The sequence below is a fragment of the Sedimentimonas flavescens genome (assembly GCF_019264375.1).
GTDB classification, from domain to species: domain Bacteria; phylum Pseudomonadota; class Alphaproteobacteria; order Rhodobacterales; family Rhodobacteraceae; genus Rhodobacter; species Rhodobacter flavescens.
In genome coordinates this window covers 1-16,561 of the sequence record NZ_JAHVAI010000003.1, presented here as the reverse complement: position 1 = coordinate 16,561, position 16,561 = coordinate 1, and the positions used below count along the sequence as shown (strand labels likewise).

General features: G+C 62.4%; 16 protein-coding genes. 7 read left to right on the top strand and 9 right to left on the bottom strand.

What is annotated here, in order from left to right:
- Nucleotides 1-13 precede the first annotated feature (13 nt).
- The gene (gene glpD / locus KTQ37_RS05340) at nucleotides 14-1,612 is read right to left on the bottom strand and encodes a glycerol-3-phosphate dehydrogenase (protein WP_218629461.1); all 1,599 of its coding nucleotides are present in this window, start codon (nucleotides 1,610-1,612) and stop codon (nucleotides 14-16) included.
- A 252-nt stretch (nucleotides 1,613-1,864) separates the two neighbouring features.
- On the opposite strand from glpD, the gene KTQ37_RS05335 reads away from it, so the two are divergent.
- Nucleotides 1,865-2,626, top strand: a complete 762-nt coding sequence (locus tag KTQ37_RS05335; protein ID WP_218629460.1) for a DeoR/GlpR family DNA-binding transcription regulator — start codon at nucleotides 1,865-1,867, stop codon at nucleotides 2,624-2,626.
- A 38-nt stretch (nucleotides 2,627-2,664) separates the two neighbouring features.
- Here the strand turns inward: KTQ37_RS05335 and KTQ37_RS05330 are convergent, their stop codons facing one another.
- From KTQ37_RS05330 to KTQ37_RS05315, 4 genes are all read right to left on the bottom strand, one after another.
- A complete protein-coding gene (locus KTQ37_RS05330) occupies nucleotides 2,665-3,873 on the bottom strand; it encodes an HlyD family secretion protein (RefSeq protein WP_218629459.1) in 1,209 nt (402 codons plus the stop codon).
- Nucleotides 3,866-4,249 (bottom strand): hypothetical protein, encoded by a 384-nt coding sequence (locus KTQ37_RS05325; protein WP_218629458.1) that lies wholly within the window; start codon nucleotides 4,247-4,249, stop codon nucleotides 3,866-3,868. The genes KTQ37_RS05330 and KTQ37_RS05325 overlap by 8 nt, the downstream gene beginning before the upstream one ends.
- Before the next feature lie 642 nt (nucleotides 4,250-4,891).
- Nucleotides 4,892-5,125, bottom strand: a complete 234-nt coding sequence (locus tag KTQ37_RS05320) for a hexameric tyrosine-coordinated heme protein (RefSeq protein ID WP_218629457.1) — start codon at nucleotides 5,123-5,125, stop codon at nucleotides 4,892-4,894.
- 401 nt (nucleotides 5,126-5,526) lie between these two features.
- Complete coding sequence (locus tag KTQ37_RS05315) at nucleotides 5,527-5,943, bottom strand: RrF2 family transcriptional regulator (protein WP_218629456.1); 417 nt, start codon at nucleotides 5,941-5,943, stop codon at nucleotides 5,527-5,529.
- 258 nt (nucleotides 5,944-6,201) lie between these two features.
- On the opposite strand from KTQ37_RS05315, the gene KTQ37_RS05310 reads away from it, so the two are divergent.
- From KTQ37_RS05310 to KTQ37_RS05300, 3 genes are all read left to right on the top strand, one after another.
- Nucleotides 6,202-6,546 carry a carboxymuconolactone decarboxylase family protein gene (locus KTQ37_RS05310; protein WP_218629455.1) on the top strand — a complete coding sequence of 115 codons (345 nt, stop codon included), beginning with the start codon at nucleotides 6,202-6,204 and terminating at the stop codon, nucleotides 6,544-6,546.
- Nucleotides 6,547-6,748: 202 nt separating this feature from the next.
- Nucleotides 6,749-7,444: a 5-formyltetrahydrofolate cyclo-ligase gene (locus KTQ37_RS05305; protein ID WP_218629454.1), complete on the top strand. Its 696-nt coding sequence runs from the start codon at nucleotides 6,749-6,751 to the stop codon at nucleotides 7,442-7,444.
- 351 nt (nucleotides 7,445-7,795) lie between these two features.
- Nucleotides 7,796-8,188, top strand: a complete 393-nt coding sequence (locus KTQ37_RS05300; protein WP_218629453.1) for a cupin domain-containing protein — start codon at nucleotides 7,796-7,798, stop codon at nucleotides 8,186-8,188.
- A gap of 555 nt (nucleotides 8,189-8,743) precedes the next feature.
- On the opposite strand, the gene KTQ37_RS05295 is transcribed toward KTQ37_RS05300, so the two are convergent.
- The 4 genes from KTQ37_RS05295 to KTQ37_RS05280 form a co-directional block, all read right to left on the bottom strand.
- Complete coding sequence (locus KTQ37_RS05295; protein ID WP_218629452.1) at nucleotides 8,744-11,071, bottom strand: heavy metal translocating P-type ATPase; 2,328 nt, start codon at nucleotides 11,069-11,071, stop codon at nucleotides 8,744-8,746.
- Nucleotides 11,055-11,444, bottom strand: a complete 390-nt coding sequence (locus KTQ37_RS05290; protein WP_218629451.1) for a hypothetical protein — start codon at nucleotides 11,442-11,444, stop codon at nucleotides 11,055-11,057. Before KTQ37_RS05290 ends, KTQ37_RS05295 begins: the two co-directional genes overlap by 17 nt.
- Before the next feature lie 126 nt (nucleotides 11,445-11,570).
- Nucleotides 11,571-13,049: a multicopper oxidase family protein gene (locus KTQ37_RS05285; protein ID WP_218629450.1), complete on the bottom strand. Its 1,479-nt coding sequence runs from the start codon at nucleotides 13,047-13,049 to the stop codon at nucleotides 11,571-11,573.
- 73 nt (nucleotides 13,050-13,122) lie between these two features.
- The gene (locus tag KTQ37_RS05280; RefSeq protein WP_218629449.1) at nucleotides 13,123-13,485 is read right to left on the bottom strand and encodes a hypothetical protein; all 363 of its coding nucleotides are present in this window, start codon (nucleotides 13,483-13,485) and stop codon (nucleotides 13,123-13,125) included.
- Between the two features lie 104 nt (nucleotides 13,486-13,589).
- Here KTQ37_RS05280 and KTQ37_RS05275 point away from each other — a divergent pair, with 104 nt between their 5' ends.
- From KTQ37_RS05275 to KTQ37_RS05265, 3 genes are all read left to right on the top strand, one after another.
- Nucleotides 13,590-14,039: a c-type cytochrome gene (locus KTQ37_RS05275; protein WP_218629448.1), complete on the top strand. Its 450-nt coding sequence runs from the start codon at nucleotides 13,590-13,592 to the stop codon at nucleotides 14,037-14,039.
- A gap of 836 nt (nucleotides 14,040-14,875) precedes the next feature.
- A complete protein-coding gene (locus tag KTQ37_RS05270; RefSeq protein ID WP_328799697.1) occupies nucleotides 14,876-16,207 on the top strand; it encodes an FAD-binding oxidoreductase in 1,332 nt (443 codons plus the stop codon).
- 36 nt (nucleotides 16,208-16,243) lie between these two features.
- The coding region (locus tag KTQ37_RS05265) for a nuclear transport factor 2 family protein (RefSeq protein WP_218629446.1) at nucleotides 16,244-16,561 on the top strand (318 nt) is incomplete at its 3' end.

The window sequence follows — 16,561 nt, the reverse complement described above, 5'->3', positions numbered from 1 at the left end:
CCGGTTCTCCTCCTCATTCCGCGGCCGACGACGCGCTGTAGCGGCACTGAGCCATCCAGCCATCCAGGACAGCGATCTGTTCCTCACCAAGACGCAGGCCCAGCTTGTTGCGCCGCCACACCACATCCTCTGCGGTGCGGGCGAATTCGCGGGCCATCAGCCAGGCAATCTCTTTCTCAGTCAGGGTTGCGCCGAAATCGCGCCCAAGGTCGGCTGCGCTTTGCGCATCGCCCAGCATCACGGCCGCTTCGGTGCCATAGGCGCGCACCAAGCGGCGCGCCCAGAAATCGGTCAGGAACGGGTAGCGGGCGCGCAGTTCTGACGTCAGGGCCGCAACGCCGTCCACCGGGAAATCGCCACCGGGCAGGGGAACACCCGCCGTCCAGGGCCCTTTGGCTACCGGGATCTGCGCTCCGATCTTCTCGAGCGCGCTTTCCGCCAGACGCCGATAGGTCGTGATCTTGCCGCCGAAGATATTCAGAAGCGGGCCGCCGCTGCTAGTATCGACCTTCAGCGTGTAATCGCGGGTCGCCGCAGTCGCGCTGCTCGCGCCGTCGTTATAAAGCGGCCGCACGCCCGAGTAGGTCCAGACGATATCATCGCGGGTCAGTTGGCGCTTGAAATACTGGTTAGCGAAGTTCAGCAGGTAGTCTTGCTCTTGCGGCGTGCACTCGGGCTTTTGCGCGGCATCCGGGTGGTCGGCATCGGTCGTCCCGATCAGGGTGAAGTCGTTCTCGTAGGGGATGGCAAAGATGATCCGCCCGTCCGTCCCCTGAAAGAAATAGCACTTGTCATGATCGTAAAGCCTGCGCGTGACGATATGGCTGCCGCGCACCAGCCGGATCCCCTCGCGCGAGGAGCTGTGCACGGTCGAGTGGATAATGTCGCCGACCCACGGCCCACCGGCATTGACCAGCATCCGCGCATGATGCGTCGCCTGCTCGCCATTTTCGCTATTGCGCGTTTTGATGCGCCACAGGCCATCTTCGAACTGCGCGCTGAGCACCTTGGTGCGCGTCATGATCCGCGCACCGCGCGCCGCCGCATCGCGGGCATTCAGCACCACTAGACGCGAGTCCTCGACCCAGCAATCCGAATATTCATAAGCCTTTGCGAAACGTTCCTGCAAAGGCGCCCCTTCGGGCGCGCCCGCCAGTTCCAGCGTCGCCGTTCCCGGCAGTATTTTCCGCCCGCCGAGGTGGTCATAAAGAAAGAGACCCAGGCGGATCAGCCAAGCGGGCCGACGCCCTTTCATCCAGGGCATGAACAGCCCAAGCAGTTTCGAGGTCGGCGTATCCGACTCAAACCGCATATCTCTATGATAAGGCAGAACAAAACGCATAGGCCAGCTGATATGCGGCATCGCCTTCAACAGTACTTCGCGCTCGATCAGCGCCTCGCGCACCAGCCGAAACTCGAAATACTCCAGATAGCGCAGACCGCCGTGGAAAAGCTTGGTCGAAGCCGAGGAGGTTGCGCTGGCAAGGTCGTTCATCTCGGCCAAAGCGACGCTCAGCCCACGGCCCGCCGCATCCCGCGCGATGCCACACCCATTGATGCCACCACCGATGATGAACAGGTCCGTTATCTCGATGTCTTGCGGATGCGACACGCGATTCCCCCCTTAGCCGCGTTGCTGCATGTTTATCGCTAACATCGCATATTCTCGCAAGTACTTTATGTTCGTATTTTTTCGCTTTTAATCTTTCCGCCAGATCTCAAGCAGTTAGAGAAAATGCCGGGTGCGCTTTTCCGCGCGCATCACTTCGCCGAAGCCTTTGGGGTTGCTTTTTCCGCTCATTCCCCGACTCATGACGTTAGGAAAGCGCCGCAAACCCGACCCAATTGGAAAGGCACGGGAGCCATGTCTCAAACCTTCCGGCACCCGGAAATCCTCGACATCGCGCGCCGCGAAGGCAAGGTGACGGTCGAGGGGCTGGCGGCGCATTTCGGCGTGACGCTGCAAACCATTCGCCGTGACCTGACCGATCTGGCCGAAGCCGGACGGCTGGAGCGTGTTCACGGCGGCGCCGTGCTGCCCTCGGGTACGACGAATATCGGCTATGAGGAGCGCCGCTCGCTCAACCCCGAGGCCAAGCAGGCCATTGCCCGCGCCTGTGCTGCGCGCATTCCGAACGGGATCTCACTGTTTCTCAACATCGGCACCTCGACCGAAGCAGTCGCGCAAGAACTGCTGCACCACGAGAACCTGCTGGTGGTGACGAACAACATGAACGTGGCGAATATTCTGGTGGCCAATTCGTCCTGCGAGATCATCGTCACCGGCGGGCATCTGCGCCGCGCCGATGGCGGGCTGATCGGCAACCTCGCGGCCGAGACGATCCGGCAGTTCAAGTTCGACCTCGCGGTCATCGGCTGCTCGGCGCTGGATCGCGATGGCGACCTGCTCGACTTCGACATTCAGGAGGTCAGCGTCAGTCAGACGATCCTGCGCCAGTCACGCAAGACCTTCCTTGTGGCGGATCACACCAAATTTTCCCGCAGCGCGCCCGCGCGGATTGCCTCGCTGGCCGATGTGGACGTGTTCTTCACCGACCGCATCCTCGCCCCGGACCTGGCCGCAGCCTGCGAAGGATGGGGCACCAAGGTGGTCACTACCCCGTAAAGGCGCGAAACGGCGGGCCGGTTCGGCCCGCCTGTCAATCAATGCCCCGAGAACACGAGCGCCTGAACCGGCAGCACAAGCGCCCGGATGCGCAGCATCGCCGCGTGAACCACGCCAACCGTCTCGACGATATGCATGAAGACGCCACTGTCGTGCGGCGCGGTGGTATAGGCCATCGCGGCACAGGCCGAACCCGGCAGGACGCCCTCGGCCATTTCCGGCCAGATCGGCTCCATCTTGACCGTGATCAGCCCCGGCTGGCGCAGCTGCGCCAGATCCACAAGCTGATCGGTCGGCCGGAATTGCCCGGCCGCAACTTGCGGCTGGATACCGGTGATGCGCATCGGAATGATTGCGAAGGGTTTGCTGAGGCAGGTCATCTCGACCACCATACCCTCGTGCAGCACCTGACCGGCAAGCTGGTTGAATCCGGCCTGGAACACGGCGACCCGGCCCTCATTGCTGGGCACCAGAATACCCGCGGGCCGCAGGACCGGGCTGACGTAGTCACCGACCTGTAGCGCGAATTGCTCCACCCGCCCCGCGACACCCGCGACGATCTCGGTCTGATCCAGCGCGACCTGCGCCTGCTCGATCGCGGCCGTCGCCGCAGCGCGCTGCGCCGGCAAGACCTGGGTAAGCTCGGCCTCGACAGCCGCGCGGTTCGCTTCGGCGGCATTCACGGCTCCACGGGCCGACGTGAGCGCGTTCTCAAGCGCCTCCAGATCCCGCTCGGACACGACCGAGGAGTTGCGCCGCGCAAGATCCTGGCGCAGTTCCAGTTCCTGTTCGGCATTGCGCAGCCCGCCCTGCGCCTGCTCGAGCGCGCCCTCTGCGGCGGCAAGACGCGACGCACCAACGGCGAGCGCGGCATCCACTTCGGCCAGACGGCTCTGCGCCGTGGCCAGGGCCGCTTTCTGAGCATCGCTTTCCAGCCGGATCAACGGTTGCCCCGCCTCGACCACATCCCCGTTGCGCACCAGGACCTCATCGACGCGGCCACCCGTTTGCGGCAGGATCGTTACCGTCCGGAAGAACGACGTCACATTCGTCGTCTCGGGGTGATAGAAGAAGATCAGGGTGATGAGCGCGGTCGTCAGGATCGCGCAGCCCGCAATCCCCCAGCGCAACTCGAACCAGACTGAGTAGAGCGTGATCTCATGGCCAATCCGTTTGCCCTGCACGCGCGAGCGGTACAGGTAGTCGGGCAGGATGGTGACGCAGGCACTGAAAAGGAGTTCAAGCATCGTCGCGCACCTCGTCATCGGTCGAACGGATCGGATCGGGCCTGCGTGACATGCGCGCCAGTGACCGCGCCATGGATCTCAGGGGCGTCAACATATCGGGCGGGTTCAGCGCCGCAACGATCAGTGCAAGCAGCCACAGCACGTTGTTATGCGTCAGCAGTGCGAGCAGAGTCAGTAACCCGATCAATTGGAGCTGGTTGTGATTGACCTTGTGCGCCATGCGGTCCGGAATGGAATGCAAAGACAGAAAGAACGCACCGAAGGCGAGAAAGATGAGCGGCAGCAATATGATCGCCCCGACCAGCAAGACATCCGTCTCACCGGGGCCTGTGACATATGAGGGTAGGTGATCAAGACCCGGAATGTTCTCTGACACGATACGTCCCCCGCTTGCTGCGCTTTAGCCCCTATCGGTCAACTAAACCCAAGAAGTGTTTCATTCACAAGAATGATTTCGCCTGCGCCCTAATAAGCCATCGTGCCTCCGAGCCATATCCGTCGCCGAGACCGCCCGGGCATATCGCCCTTTCCAGGCCTCAGCCGCCATGCCGAACGCACATACCGCCGCATGAACACCTGCGGCTATGTTGCCCGCGCCACGGCCACCCCACCCTGCCGCGGACGGAACCCGTCACGTATCGGTATCGTCGAGCAGTGAGTTCCTATTCGATTTGCGATCCGTTTCCGGGTTGATTGAAGTGAGCTACGGCCCCTGCCGGCCAGCTTCGATCTATTTGAAGGAGGCCACGGCGGGCGGCTGTCCGCGATGGGTCGCGCCGGGTCCATCTCGATCCCACCCGCGGTGCATAGTCGAACGACGACCGCGCGATCGACGGCAGGCGGCAGCCCGCCCCGACAGACAGCGTGGGGTGGTGACATTCGATCGTCTCGCTTTCGGAGAGCCGCAGGTAGTGGATGATAGTTTGCGTCACTGTCCGCCGTTCGGCGGACGGCTCAGACACCCTGCCCCGCGCTCACGCCTCGACGATGAACTGATGGGCGCTTCGCTCAACCTCACTCATGTCCTGTCCCGCCAATAATCATTCGCCGCTGCAACCGTGGCGAAATGCGTAGCGACCACCTGACTGACCGCGATCAAGGCACCAGAGTCTTCGGCGTATTCCGGGCGCAACCGGTCCCGCACGGCGGGATCGGGTTGAGTGAGTTTCACGGCAACTCGTGCAAGCTTGACCGCAAGGTTATAGCCCTCTTCGGGTGTCGCCGTCTTGAGTGTCGGGAGCCAAGTGGTCATCAGGTATTCCTCTCGTTTGAAGCAGGTGTTTCAGTGGATTAACGCGTGTTGCGGTATCAATTGCATCGTCACTACAGACGCTCGTGAGCGTAAAGAAGTCGGCTTTTCTTGCTGTGTCCGATCCCCGCAAACCAGCAAACAATCAGGAACCCGGAGATGGCGGACCAAGCGATTGATCGCGCCACCGGACGAGTGACCCGCCCAAGCGGGCATCACAGCGGGGCCCGGCTGCAGTTCCCCGCAAATGGCATGTGAACAGGGCGTGCGAGGCGGAAGCTCTGTTCGGGAACTCACCAAGCGCGACCCCGTCAGGCCGTTCCGTCCACCAAGAGGCGGGCTTGTCAGCATAGAGGGCATCGGAAACAGACGGCCCTGCGATAAGCTTGCCCCACCTTTTCCCATCACGCGACCGCCTGTTGTGGAAGGGCTATATCGGCAAGAGTCGATCGGTTCAGATCCGCGATGAACCTGGCCTCCGCCTGCCGAAGCCTGAACTTGAGACGGCAACAGCCCTCAATCGTGCAGTCTCCTCCTGTCGGCCCGAGGCACTCGACCAGCGCTTGCCCCTGTTCGAGCAGTCGCACGATGTCGCCAAGCCGGATCTCGGCGGGGCTGGACCGCAAGACCGCGCCACCATTCACGCCGCGCCGGGTCTCGACGATGCCGCCCTGTGCGAGCCGCTGCATGATCTTTGCCAGATGGTTGCGGGACAGCTTGAACTCCTCGGCCATATCCGCGGTCGAGAATGCCTGATCGGGGGCACTCGCCATCCGCATCAGCATGCGGAGCCCATAATCGGTGAAGGATGTGAGGTTCATGCTGTCCCGCACTTTTTAAATTGGTATTTGCAATGCATATTTAGCAGAGATAGCATGAGAGTCGAACTCAAAATCTTGAGAACGCCATGTCATCCGCCGATCCACTGATCATCTCAGCCCTCCCGCGACTGAGCGCCGAGATCACGGCGCGAATGCGGCAGGACGTGGCGATCGTAGCGATGCGGGCGGGTCACGACGACCACGCGCCAGAATTCAGACAAGTGTTATGCCCACAATTTGAAACGCGGAGTGCCACCCATGGCTGAGCTACATCTTCCCAAAGCGACCAGAGACCTTGTCGACCGGCGCCATGCCCTGGCACCGGATATCGAAGACAGCTTTCGCGCCTTCTCGAAAGCGGTGTTTGCCGAAGGCGCGCTGGATGCATGCACCAAACAGCTGATCGCCGTGGCGGTCGCGCATGCGACCCAATGCCCGTGGTGCATTGAGGGCCATGTCAAGGCCGCCCGGCGCGCGGGCGCCTCGGGCGAACAGATCATGGAGGCGATCTGGGTTGCCGCTGAAATGCGCGCTGGTGCATCCTGGGCACATGCGCTGAAGGCAGTGGAGGTGATCGGGGACTCTGACAAGCGAGACACCTGATGCACGTGGCCTAGGTCATCGGTTGACGACGCCCCCTTTGCCGTTAACGCGATCCGAGCCTCGAAACCCCGGTGCTCTCAATCGATCGGGCTGCTGGCGATCCAACGGATGTTCCGCCCGTCGCCACACATCTGGCCATTACGGTCGCGCAGGCCCGGCATGTCCTGAAGGGCTTGGTTCGGAACGGTTTCAAGGTGAAGTCATGAGTGACGAATTCAAGAACTTCCGCTGCCGAAGCGGTTTTTCCTCACCCCCCTGCTACGCTGCCGAGATCGCGCCCGACTATTTCGATCCGCTGGCAGTCGATCCCGAACAGGCACGCGATGTGGCGCGCTGGCGCAAGGCCGAACGCACGCGCCTGCGCAACGCGCGTCTGGCGCTGTCGAGCACTGAGCGCGAGGTGATCGACGAGACCCTGGCCGGGTATTTGCGACAGCTATTGAAAGACCGCTTCGACGGGGCGCGCGGTTTGGTCTTCTCCGCCTACTGGCCGATCAAAGGCGAGCCAGACCTGCGCCCGCTTATGGCCGAACTTCACATGGCCGGAGTGACCGTCGCCCTGCCACTGGTCGAAACCAGGTCAGCCCCGCTCACCTTCCGTCGCTGGACACCCGAGACCCGCATGGCGCGCGGCGTCTGGAACATTCCCGTCCCACCCCCGGAGGCGCCCGCCGTCACGCCCCACATCGCGCTTGCCCCCCTCGTCGGCTGGACGTCGGATGGCTACCGCCTCGGCTATGGCGGGGGCTATTTCGACCGGACATTGGCGGCGCTGCGCCCGAAACCCTTTGTCATCGGCATCGGTTTCGCGGCGGCGCAGCTTGCAACCATTTTCCCACAGCCCCACGACATCCCTCTCGACCTTATCCTGACCGAGAAGGGGGTGGAGGCGACATGAGCAAAGGGGCGAAGCGGATACGCGCGGGATCCGACAACCGGTAGGCGCATGAGTTTCTGCCCGGCTATCCGTCGGCCATCTCGGCCGGCCTCCTGCTGACGGCGGCTCCCGCTTCGGCTAGTCAGGCGCAGACTGTCAGTTGGGCAAAGCAATCCGTTGCCAATCGTTCCGAAGAACCGCCATGGCAGTTAACGCCTTATCCCCGGGGCATCACGGTAGAGACCTCACACAATCGGCCCTGCTGAAACGCACTCGTCTCCATTCGGCTCGCCCCTCTCTTTCCGTTAGGTCATCCGGCAATGTTCGCCTACCCTGAATAATGCGTGAAACAACAAGCAGAGGACACTTGAGATGGCCGATTGCATCAAGCTGCGCCCCGGCGGGACCTATTCCGGGAAACAGGGTTTCGACTACTTCGAAGGGATTGCGAAGGAAACCACCGGCAGTCAGGGCATCTGCATGCATCTCCTGACGATCCCGCCTGGCGGACGCGCGAAGGCGCATAAACACCTCTCGCATGAGACCGCGATTTATATGATCTCCGGCACCGCCAAGATGTATTGGGGGGACAGGCTCGAGAACCTGATGGAAGCAAGCGCTGGCGATCTGATCTTCATACCCGCAGATACGCCCCACCTTCCGTACAACGATGGTGACGTGCCTGCAGTCGCCGTGCTTTCCAGAACCGATCCCAATGAGCAGGAAAGCGTCGTGCTGCTGCCCGAGTTGGATACGCTCGTATAGCCATACGGAGTCAAACAGGCGCCGCCGGGAGGACGTGGCCAGCCGCATTCGAGCCAACCTCCAACTCGGTGCCAACACAGTCCCGAGCCGAACAGATACCGCGCCCTTCTGTGAGCGTTGCGCAGTGCTCGGTCTTAGATGAGGTCTGCTGGCGAGGCTGCCTGCCCGGTTGAGTTGACACAGGCGGCTGGATTGGGGGCCGCGAGTTCCAACGGCTTCATATCCGCTGAGACCGGATCATGGCCCGCCCTCGCCCTCGGAGAGCCAAGCGCGGGAGCGCCGCGGGTTCTTCATCCACTGCCCGGTTCTTGCGCCACGCGCGGTTCATCACCGCCAAGATCCCCGCCGATGGCGCGATCGAGCGGTGGCCTGACAATGCACCCAAACAGCTGCGGGAACCGCTCCCGCTTGGTCTCGGTCAGTCGAATGGTTTCAAGGCCTGCCCTATAACAGCCGAAGGAAGGTGCCCGATCATGCCACGTGATGACCAGAGCACCGTTCCTTCAAATCGAGTTCCTCTGACCAGGTCCGGAGGGTCAGTTCGGAGCGGAAGGACTAAAGCGCGACCCGCCGCAATCGAAGAGAGTTCATGATCACCGAAACCGACGAAAAGCTCATCGCGGCCGCCGCAATCATTGGCGACAGCAACATTCCGGTCAGCGGATAAAGCAGACCCGCTGCGACCGGGATACCAAGAGCGTTGTAGGCAAAGGCAAAGAAGAGGTTTTGCTTGACGTTGCGCAGCGTCGCGCGGGCGAGCTTGCGGGCGCGGACGATGCCCATGAGATCGCCGCCAAGCAAGGTGATCCCTGCACTCTCCACCGCCACATCTGCGCCCGTTCCCATCGCGATACCGACATCGGCGGCGGCCAGCGCGGGGGCGTCATTGACACCGTCGCCTGCCATCGCGATCTTTCGGCCTTCGGACCTCAGGCGATCAATCAACTCTTTCTTGGCTTCGGGAAGCACGTTGGCGCGCACCTCGTCGATCCCGAGTTGTGCCGCCACCGCATGGGCCGTGCGTTCGTTGTCGCCCGTTGCCATGATCACCCGCATCCCCTGGGCGTGCAGTTCTCGAATGGCCTGCGCGGTGGAGGATTTTATCGGATCGGCAACAGCAAACACGCCCGCAAGCAAGTCGCCGACAGCGAGGAAGATCGCGGTCTTGCCCTCCTCGCGCAGCTTGTCCGCCTTCGCCTCCGCCGGAGCGGCATCCAGCCCGATCTCTTGCATCATCGCGGCATTCCCAAGCGCCACAGGCTGATCGTCAATGCGGGCACGCACACCCTTGCCGGTGATCGCCTCAAATTCGACGGCATCTCGACGTGGGCCGCCGTCCAACGTCGCCGCTTCGAGGATCGCTTCGGCGAGCGGGTGCTCCGACCCGCGCTCCAACGCTGCCGCCAATGATAGCAGGTCGGCGGCCGCGATGTCCGCCAGGGCTATCGTGTCGGTCAACACTGGCTTGCCCATCGTCAACGTCCCGGTCTTGTCAACGATCAACGTGTCGACCGCAGCCATCCGTTCCAAAGCCTCGGCATCCTTTACCAAGACCCCCGCCTGCGCCCCTCGTCCGGCCGCCGTCGTGATCGAGATCGGCGTTGCCAAACCAAGCGCGCAGGGGCACGCAATGATCAGAACCGACACCGCAGAGGCGATGGCAAAGACCAGCGCAGGCTCTGGGCCGAACGCCAGCCAGACTACAAAGGCAATGATCGCGATCATCACCACGGATGGCACGAATATCGCCGACACCCGGTCAGCCATGCCCTGGATCGGTGCGCGGGATCGGCGCGCGCTCGACACCATCGCGACGATCTGTGCCAGCACGGTATCGGCGCCGACCTTGCGCGCCTCTATGACCAGAGAACCATTCTTGTTGATCGTCGCACCCGTCACCGCATCACCCGGTCCCTTCTCTACAGGCAGCGACTCTCCCGTTAGCATGGACTCATCAAGGCTCGACCGCCCCTCGAGCACAACCCCGTCGACCGGGACCGCATCGCCCGGGCGCACGCGCAGCCGGTCGCCTGCCATGATGTTTTCCAGTGGCGCGTCATATTCTGATCCATTCGGAAGGATGCGCCGTGCAGTCTTGGGGGCGAGGTCAAGCAGAGCCCGGATCGCGTCCCCGGTGCGCTCACGCGCACGTAGCTCCAGCACCTGTCCAACGAAAACCAGCGCGATGATCACGACGGCCGCCTCGTAGTAAGTGCCTACACCTCCGCCCATCCGGTATTCATCCGGGAAGACCCCGGGCAAGAAGGTGGCGACCAGCGGATAGAGGTAGGCGGCCGCAACGCCAAGGCTGATCAACGTCCACATGTTGGGCGATCTGTTTACCAGGGACTCTCTGCCGCGCCGGAAGAACGGAAGGGCCGCCCAGAGAATGATCGGCGTCGCGAGAGCGAACTCTGTAATGCTCGCTGCCCCATGCCCGATCCAGTCGCGCAACGGCATCCCGACCAACTGACCCATGGTGAGCGCGATGAGCGGAACCGCGACCGCCGCCGATATCCACATCCGGCGGGTAAAGTCGGCCAACTCGTGACTCGGCGCGTCCGAGGGCAACAACGCCTCCAGCGCCATCCCGCAGATCGGGCAACTGCCCGGTTCATCGCGTATGATCTCGGGGTGCATCGGGCAGGTGTATTGCACCTGCGCAGCGGCAACAGTCCCTCGCTCGACCGCCCGACCAGCGGCATAGAACCACGGGTCGGTATCGAACTTGGTTTCACAACCTTCCGAGCAGAAATGGAATGTCTTTCCAGAATACTCTGTGTGCCGCGAGATCGATGTCGCGGCGACGGTCATGCCGCAAACCGGATCCGTTGCGGTCGGCGTATCTGCCGCAGTCGGGTGGGCCTTATGATGATGTTCCATGGCCAGCCTTTCTTTCGATTTTCAATCTCAACCTGATGGCTTCAAGTGTTTGAAGCCCGGGCAGAACCGCTAGCGGCAGGCGCGGCGTTACCGGTGCCTGCGCGGCGGGTTTCCAACGGTGGATCCCTCGCGCGCCCACACGACATGCAGCACGTTGATATGTGCTGCGTTGTGCTCTCCACAGGCGCGCAGATCCGTGCCGGAGCCTTGCTGACCCGCGAAACGGGTCGCCAGAACGTCCGGTGCTTTGCTTGCAAATATCTCTGGTCAGGTTGGCAATGACCAAGGTGACCTGCGCGAGGCTCGGCAAGCCGAGAAGCCAGCCGAGTTCCTCCCCGAAACCCATTGCATTGCTCATGCCGTTCCAGTTCATGCCTCAACTCTCCTAACCGTGGCCAACGCTGCGACTGCGGATCGAAGGACCCTCAATCGCCGCGCGTTGTGGCGCTGTAGGTGGCGCCAGAGGTGTCAGGGCGCACCCAAGCGCGCCCGACCAGCCTCAGGCCGAGGCCTCGACCGCGAACTCGGTCATCATGCCCGTGGCGAGATGTGGCATGTGATGGCAGTGCAGCATCCAGCGCGCGGCCTCGCCCGCGTCGAGCACCACATCGATCATAGACATCGGAGGAACGTAGACCGTATCCCGCGCGGCACCGGAAAGCGCGCGTCCGTTCAAGCCGACAACCTGAAATGCATGGCCATGCAGGTGCATCGGGTGTCCCATCATCGACATATTGTGGAACGACATGACGACCCGCTCACCGCTTCGCGCGACGACCGGGCGATGCTGCCCCCATACCGCGCCGTTGATCGTCCAGACATAGGGCTGCATCGCGCCACCCAGCATCAGCATGTGTCCGCGATCGACCGGCCGAAGCGGCAACGGTGCAAGGGCTGTCAGCCGCGCCTCCTGAGCAAGGTCCGTATCGAAAGCCGGGGCCTCGATCTCGGCCAGCCCGTCGATACGCGCCACCTCTGCGCCGCTTGTCGCGAGGATAAGCCCTGTGCGCTCCCGCGCGCCTTCGCGCAACGCCAGAATGGGCCAGGCGCCACCTTCGCGCGGCAGGTCGATTTCCAGGTCTATGCGCTGCCCCATTGCCAGCCCGAACCGGTTTCCCGGCACCGCTTGAACCGGATTGCCATCGACCGCGACCAAACGGGCCGGAACCGTGCCGGTATCAACCCAGAAAACGGTCGCCGCCGCGGCGTTGATGACGCGAAGCCGAATTTGGCCACCGCGCTCGACCTGCACAACCTCGGGGTCCGAGAGCGTACGGTCATTGGCGAGATACGCATCCCAATCGTAGTCGTTCAGATCCATGGCCATGCCGCTCATGCCCATCATCCCGCCCATCATGTTGCCCATGGGCATCTCCGGGGCAGCTTGCGCGGCGGAAGGCGCGCCCGGCATGCCATGCGCGCCATGGCCAGCACCCGCTTGGCCGCCTGCAATTGTCGCCAGGACTTCCTCGGGTGGCGCAAAGGCGAAATCGTGCAGGAACATCACCACCTCTTGCCGGTCGGCGGCCAGATCTTCGGCGGAGCGGACGATCAGCGGGGCCGCAAGCAGTTGCATCTCCTGAACCGGCACATGGCTATGCATCCAATGCGTTCCCGGCCGCGCCTCAAAGTCGTACGAGCGCGTCTCGCCCGGTGCGAGCAACGGCAAAGGCATATCCGGGACCCCATCCTGCAGGTTGGGCGGGACCTGCCCGTGCCAGTGCACGATCGTGTCAATCCCGAGGTCATTGGTGAGATCGACGCGGAACCTTTGTCCGGGGTCAAGAACAAGGCCCTGGCCTGCGGGACCGACAAGCCCGAAGACCGTGGCGGCGCGACCATTGATATCGAGGGTGCGCGTGGCGGCAGACAGCGCGAGGGGCGCTGTGGTCTGCGCGATGGCCGCGCGAGGAAGCTGCGCAGAGGCAATGGCCGCAGCGCTTGCGACTAGGAAGTCGCGTCGAGAGAGCGTGTTCATTTTCGTCTCCTGGGGACATGCAGTCCCGTTTCTCTAAGCCGATGGGACGCCGCGGGCGTCAGTCCGGGCGCGATTAGAGAGGAAGAGACTTTGGCGGACGCTCGGCGAGCGCGGGCGCGATGTCGGCATGATCCGCTTCGGCCGGGAAAAGATGACCGACAGGATCATGCGCGCGCAGAGTGTTGGTTTCCGCCGGAGCCAAGAAGACCGAGGCATTGGCACAGACGAACGTGCAGATCTCGGAATCCGCCGGCGCGCAATGCGCGCCCCCCTGACAGGCAAGCTCCGCTCCCTCGGGAGCATCCAGAGCCTGACCGAAAGATGACACGTAATCCGGGCCAGTGCTGATGGCCATACGCGCGGCATGCGTGGGCACCACCGAGGTCACCACGGTGATCGCGAGGACGGCAAGAATGGTGACAAGGCGCGAAAGCATGCGTAACGGTAGCCACAGCTCTGGCAGAATGTCCAGTGCCCGCCGCGCCGCACCGCAGGCGGGACTTTGCTCAATAAACCCCAGGGATTCTGGGGCGATCGGAGATGAAGGCCTTGAAGAACACACCTCGAATCACTGGCGCGATCGTTTGGCTCGCGGGCGGTCTGAGCCTCATCGGCCTTGCGGCATCCGATGCCTACGCCTCGGCCGATATCATCGCGCAGGGGCAGCAGATCTATGTCGCGCGCTGCGCCTCTTGCCATGGAGAAACGCTGGAAGGCCAACCCGACTGGCGCTCGCCGCTCCCATCCGGAAGGCTGCCGGCACCACCGCACGACGCCAGCGGCCACACATGGCATCACGCCGACGATCTGCTGTTTCGCATCGTGAAGGAGGGTACCGCCGCTGTCGTAGGCGGTGGATACGAGAGCGACATGCCCGGCTTTTCGGGGGAGATGAGCGACACGGAAATCCGCGCTGTCCTCGCCTATATCAAAAGCACGTGGCCCGAGCGTGAGCGCAGCTATCAGGAAAGCGTGTCGCAGGCGAACTAGGATCGGGCCCCACCCATCTTGCTTTTGCAGCGTGCTTCAGGCTCTGCAACGAGGCTGAAGCTGAACACCCTCTTCGGTCAGAGCGGCGCGCGCATGGCGTGGCGGTTGCCGTTCCTCCCCAAAAGCCGGGCAAGCCGCGCATCGATGGCCTTCAGGTTCTGAGTGGATCTATCTTCGCCAATCGCAATGACATCCGGTGGCGCGATGCGGGACTTCGCCCAGAGGCTGCGCAGACCCCGCAAACGCTTCAGGCCCGCTGACCACAGTAGGCGAAATGGCCTTCTCGCCCGGATGAAGGACCATCTGGCGTCCCAAACCACCACACGACAGATGCGTGTAGGTTTTCCTCTCCGCGTCTCCGACGCCGCATTCGTCACGCACCGGCTATGAGCGCGACACGAAACCTGACTTCATCCCGCGAAAATGCGGGTGAGGCTTCGCTGGACTAGAAGCATCAGCACAATCGCGAAGCGCAGCGGGAGCTCCGGGTCTGATTGCTGCGCCATCTCCTCCGATGACACCGCGCAGAAACGCTGCCTGCTCAACCTGAGCCAAGACCTGCGCGCCCTGCTGTCTATCAAGGCCTGATTGCCTCCCGCCCTGCCCTCGCAAGCCGGACCGCGCCCTTGACCTAAACGACAAGTCGCCGCTCGTGGCCGAATACGCTATATTCGAGCAGGCGGAGAATACCGCGACAATGGCAATGCCATGGCAAGAAACCCCGAAATCAACCCGGGAGGAGCTCAGCCATGACTATGCTAAAATCACTCCAAGGAACAATTCAACCAGTCGACGAAGACGCGGTCGCGGCTCTTGCTTCCGGGCTGCGTGGAGGCGTGTTCACCGACGGAAGCGCCGAATACGACGAGGGCCGCACCCTCTGGAATGCGATGGTGGACCGCAAGCCGGGGGTCGTGATCCGCGCAAAGGGAACCTCAGATGTCCAGAAAGCGGTCAACTTTGCTCGGGAAAACGGCCTGCTGATTGCGGTCCGCTCCGGCGGACATCAGATCGCCGGACATGCGGTGGCCGAGGGGGCGCTTCTCCTCGATTTGTCGCACATGAACTCGGTCCGGGTGAACAGAGCCGAGAAGACGGTTCGGGTCGAGCCGGGGGCGAGCCTAGGCGATATCGATCGCGAAACACAGGTGCACGGCCTCGCGCTTCCCGTCGGGATCAATTCGACCACCGGGATTGCTGGCCTCACGCTCGGGGGCGGGTTTGGATGGCTCACGCGCAAGTATGGCATGACCATCGACAACCTGATCTCGGTCGATATCGTGACGGCAGATGGCAAGATCCTGATCGCGAGCGAGGATGAAAACGCCGACCTTTTCTGGGCCATTCGCGGCGGCGGCGGAAACTTTGGCATCGTCACCTCATTCGAGTTTGAGGTTCACGACATCGGCTCCGAGGTTCTGTCCGGCCTGATCGTTCACCCGATCGAAGCGGCGCCCGAGCTGCTGCAGGAATACCGCAAGATTGCCGACACGGCGCCAGACGAGCTGACGGTCTGGGTTGTGATGCGAAAAGCCCCGCCCCTGCCATTTCTACCCGAGGAATGGCACGGACGCCCTGTTCTTGTCTTTGCGGCCTGCTACACCGGTGATCTATCGAAAGGCGAAGAGGCGCTTGCAGGGCTGCGTGCGTTGGGAGAGCCGATTGCCGATGTGATTGGCCCGACGCCTTACATCGGCTGGCAGTCAGCCTTCGATCCTCTGCTGACGCCAGGGATGCGCAACTACTGGAAAAGTCATGACTTCAAAGGACTTCCGGAGGAGGCCGTTTCCACTCTGCTGAGCGCGATCGAAACGTTGCCCGACCCGAATTGCGAGGTGTTCATCGCGCATGTCGGCGGCGCAATGGCGCGCGTACCTGTCGAGGGAACAGCCTATCCAGAGCGGGCGTCACACTTCATCATGAACGTACACACGCGCTGGCAAGACCCCTCGGGCGACGCTGCATGTATCGGTTGGGCGCGCGAGCTGTTCGATGAGATGGCGCCCTATGCAACCGGCAGCGCCTATATCAACTTCATGCCCGACGACGAGGCCGACCGCGTCGCAGGGGTCTATGGTGCGAACATGGCCAAGCTTGGCCGGATCAAAGCCAAATACGACCCCGACAACCTGTTTCGCGTGAACCACAACATCGTTCCCGCCGCTTAGTCGGGAGAGAACTGACAGACAACTAGGGAGATCAGCATGTCTATGTTCGAAAAGGTCGCCAAAGCGACGGAAAGCCGTGATGTCGATGCCTACGCCGAACTGTTAGCCGAGGATTTTGTCTTTGTTCGGCATCAGAACGGCACCCAGATGAACAAGCCAGAAACGATTGCGATGCTCGAGAGGATGATGTCAGCCAGCCGTACGAATATGGGGCAACGCCGCTGTCTCTACGAGAACGATGATATTCTGGTCTTACATTCCATAAACGACTACCCCGGAGAGTGTCAGGTCTTCTGTGTATGGGTGAACGGGTCCATGCTTCTTGAGAGGAGCCAGGACGATGACGATTTCCAA

Excerpts from the sequence above, each read along its gene's own strand:
- KTQ37_RS05335 (WP_218629460.1), top strand. The coding sequence starts at position 1,865 with ATGTCTCAAACCTTCCGGCACCCGGAAATCCTCGACATCGCGCGCCGC.
- KTQ37_RS05330 (WP_218629459.1), bottom strand. The coding sequence starts at position 3,873 with ATGCTTGAACTCCTTTTCAGTGCCTGCGTCACCATCCTGCCCGACTAC.
- KTQ37_RS05320 (WP_218629457.1), bottom strand. The coding sequence starts at position 5,125 with ATGACCACTTGGCTCCCGACACTCAAGACGGCGACACCCGAAGAGGGC.
- KTQ37_RS05315 (WP_218629456.1), bottom strand. The coding sequence starts at position 5,943 with ATGAACCTCACATCCTTCACCGATTATGGGCTCCGCATGCTGATGCGG.
- KTQ37_RS05310 (WP_218629455.1), top strand. The coding sequence starts at position 6,202 with ATGGCTGAGCTACATCTTCCCAAAGCGACCAGAGACCTTGTCGACCGG.
- KTQ37_RS05305 (WP_218629454.1), top strand. The coding sequence starts at position 6,749 with ATGAGTGACGAATTCAAGAACTTCCGCTGCCGAAGCGGTTTTTCCTCA.
- KTQ37_RS05300 (WP_218629453.1), top strand. The coding sequence starts at position 7,796 with ATGGCCGATTGCATCAAGCTGCGCCCCGGCGGGACCTATTCCGGGAAA.
- KTQ37_RS05295 (WP_218629452.1), bottom strand. The coding sequence starts at position 11,071 with ATGGAACATCATCATAAGGCCCACCCGACTGCGGCAGATACGCCGACC.
- KTQ37_RS05290 (WP_218629451.1), bottom strand. The coding sequence starts at position 11,444 with ATGAACTGGAACGGCATGAGCAATGCAATGGGTTTCGGGGAGGAACTC.
- KTQ37_RS05285 (WP_218629450.1), bottom strand. The coding sequence starts at position 13,049 with ATGAACACGCTCTCTCGACGCGACTTCCTAGTCGCAAGCGCTGCGGCC.
- KTQ37_RS05280 (WP_218629449.1), bottom strand. The coding sequence starts at position 13,485 with ATGCTTTCGCGCCTTGTCACCATTCTTGCCGTCCTCGCGATCACCGTG.
- KTQ37_RS05275 (WP_218629448.1), top strand. The coding sequence starts at position 13,590 with ATGAAGGCCTTGAAGAACACACCTCGAATCACTGGCGCGATCGTTTGG.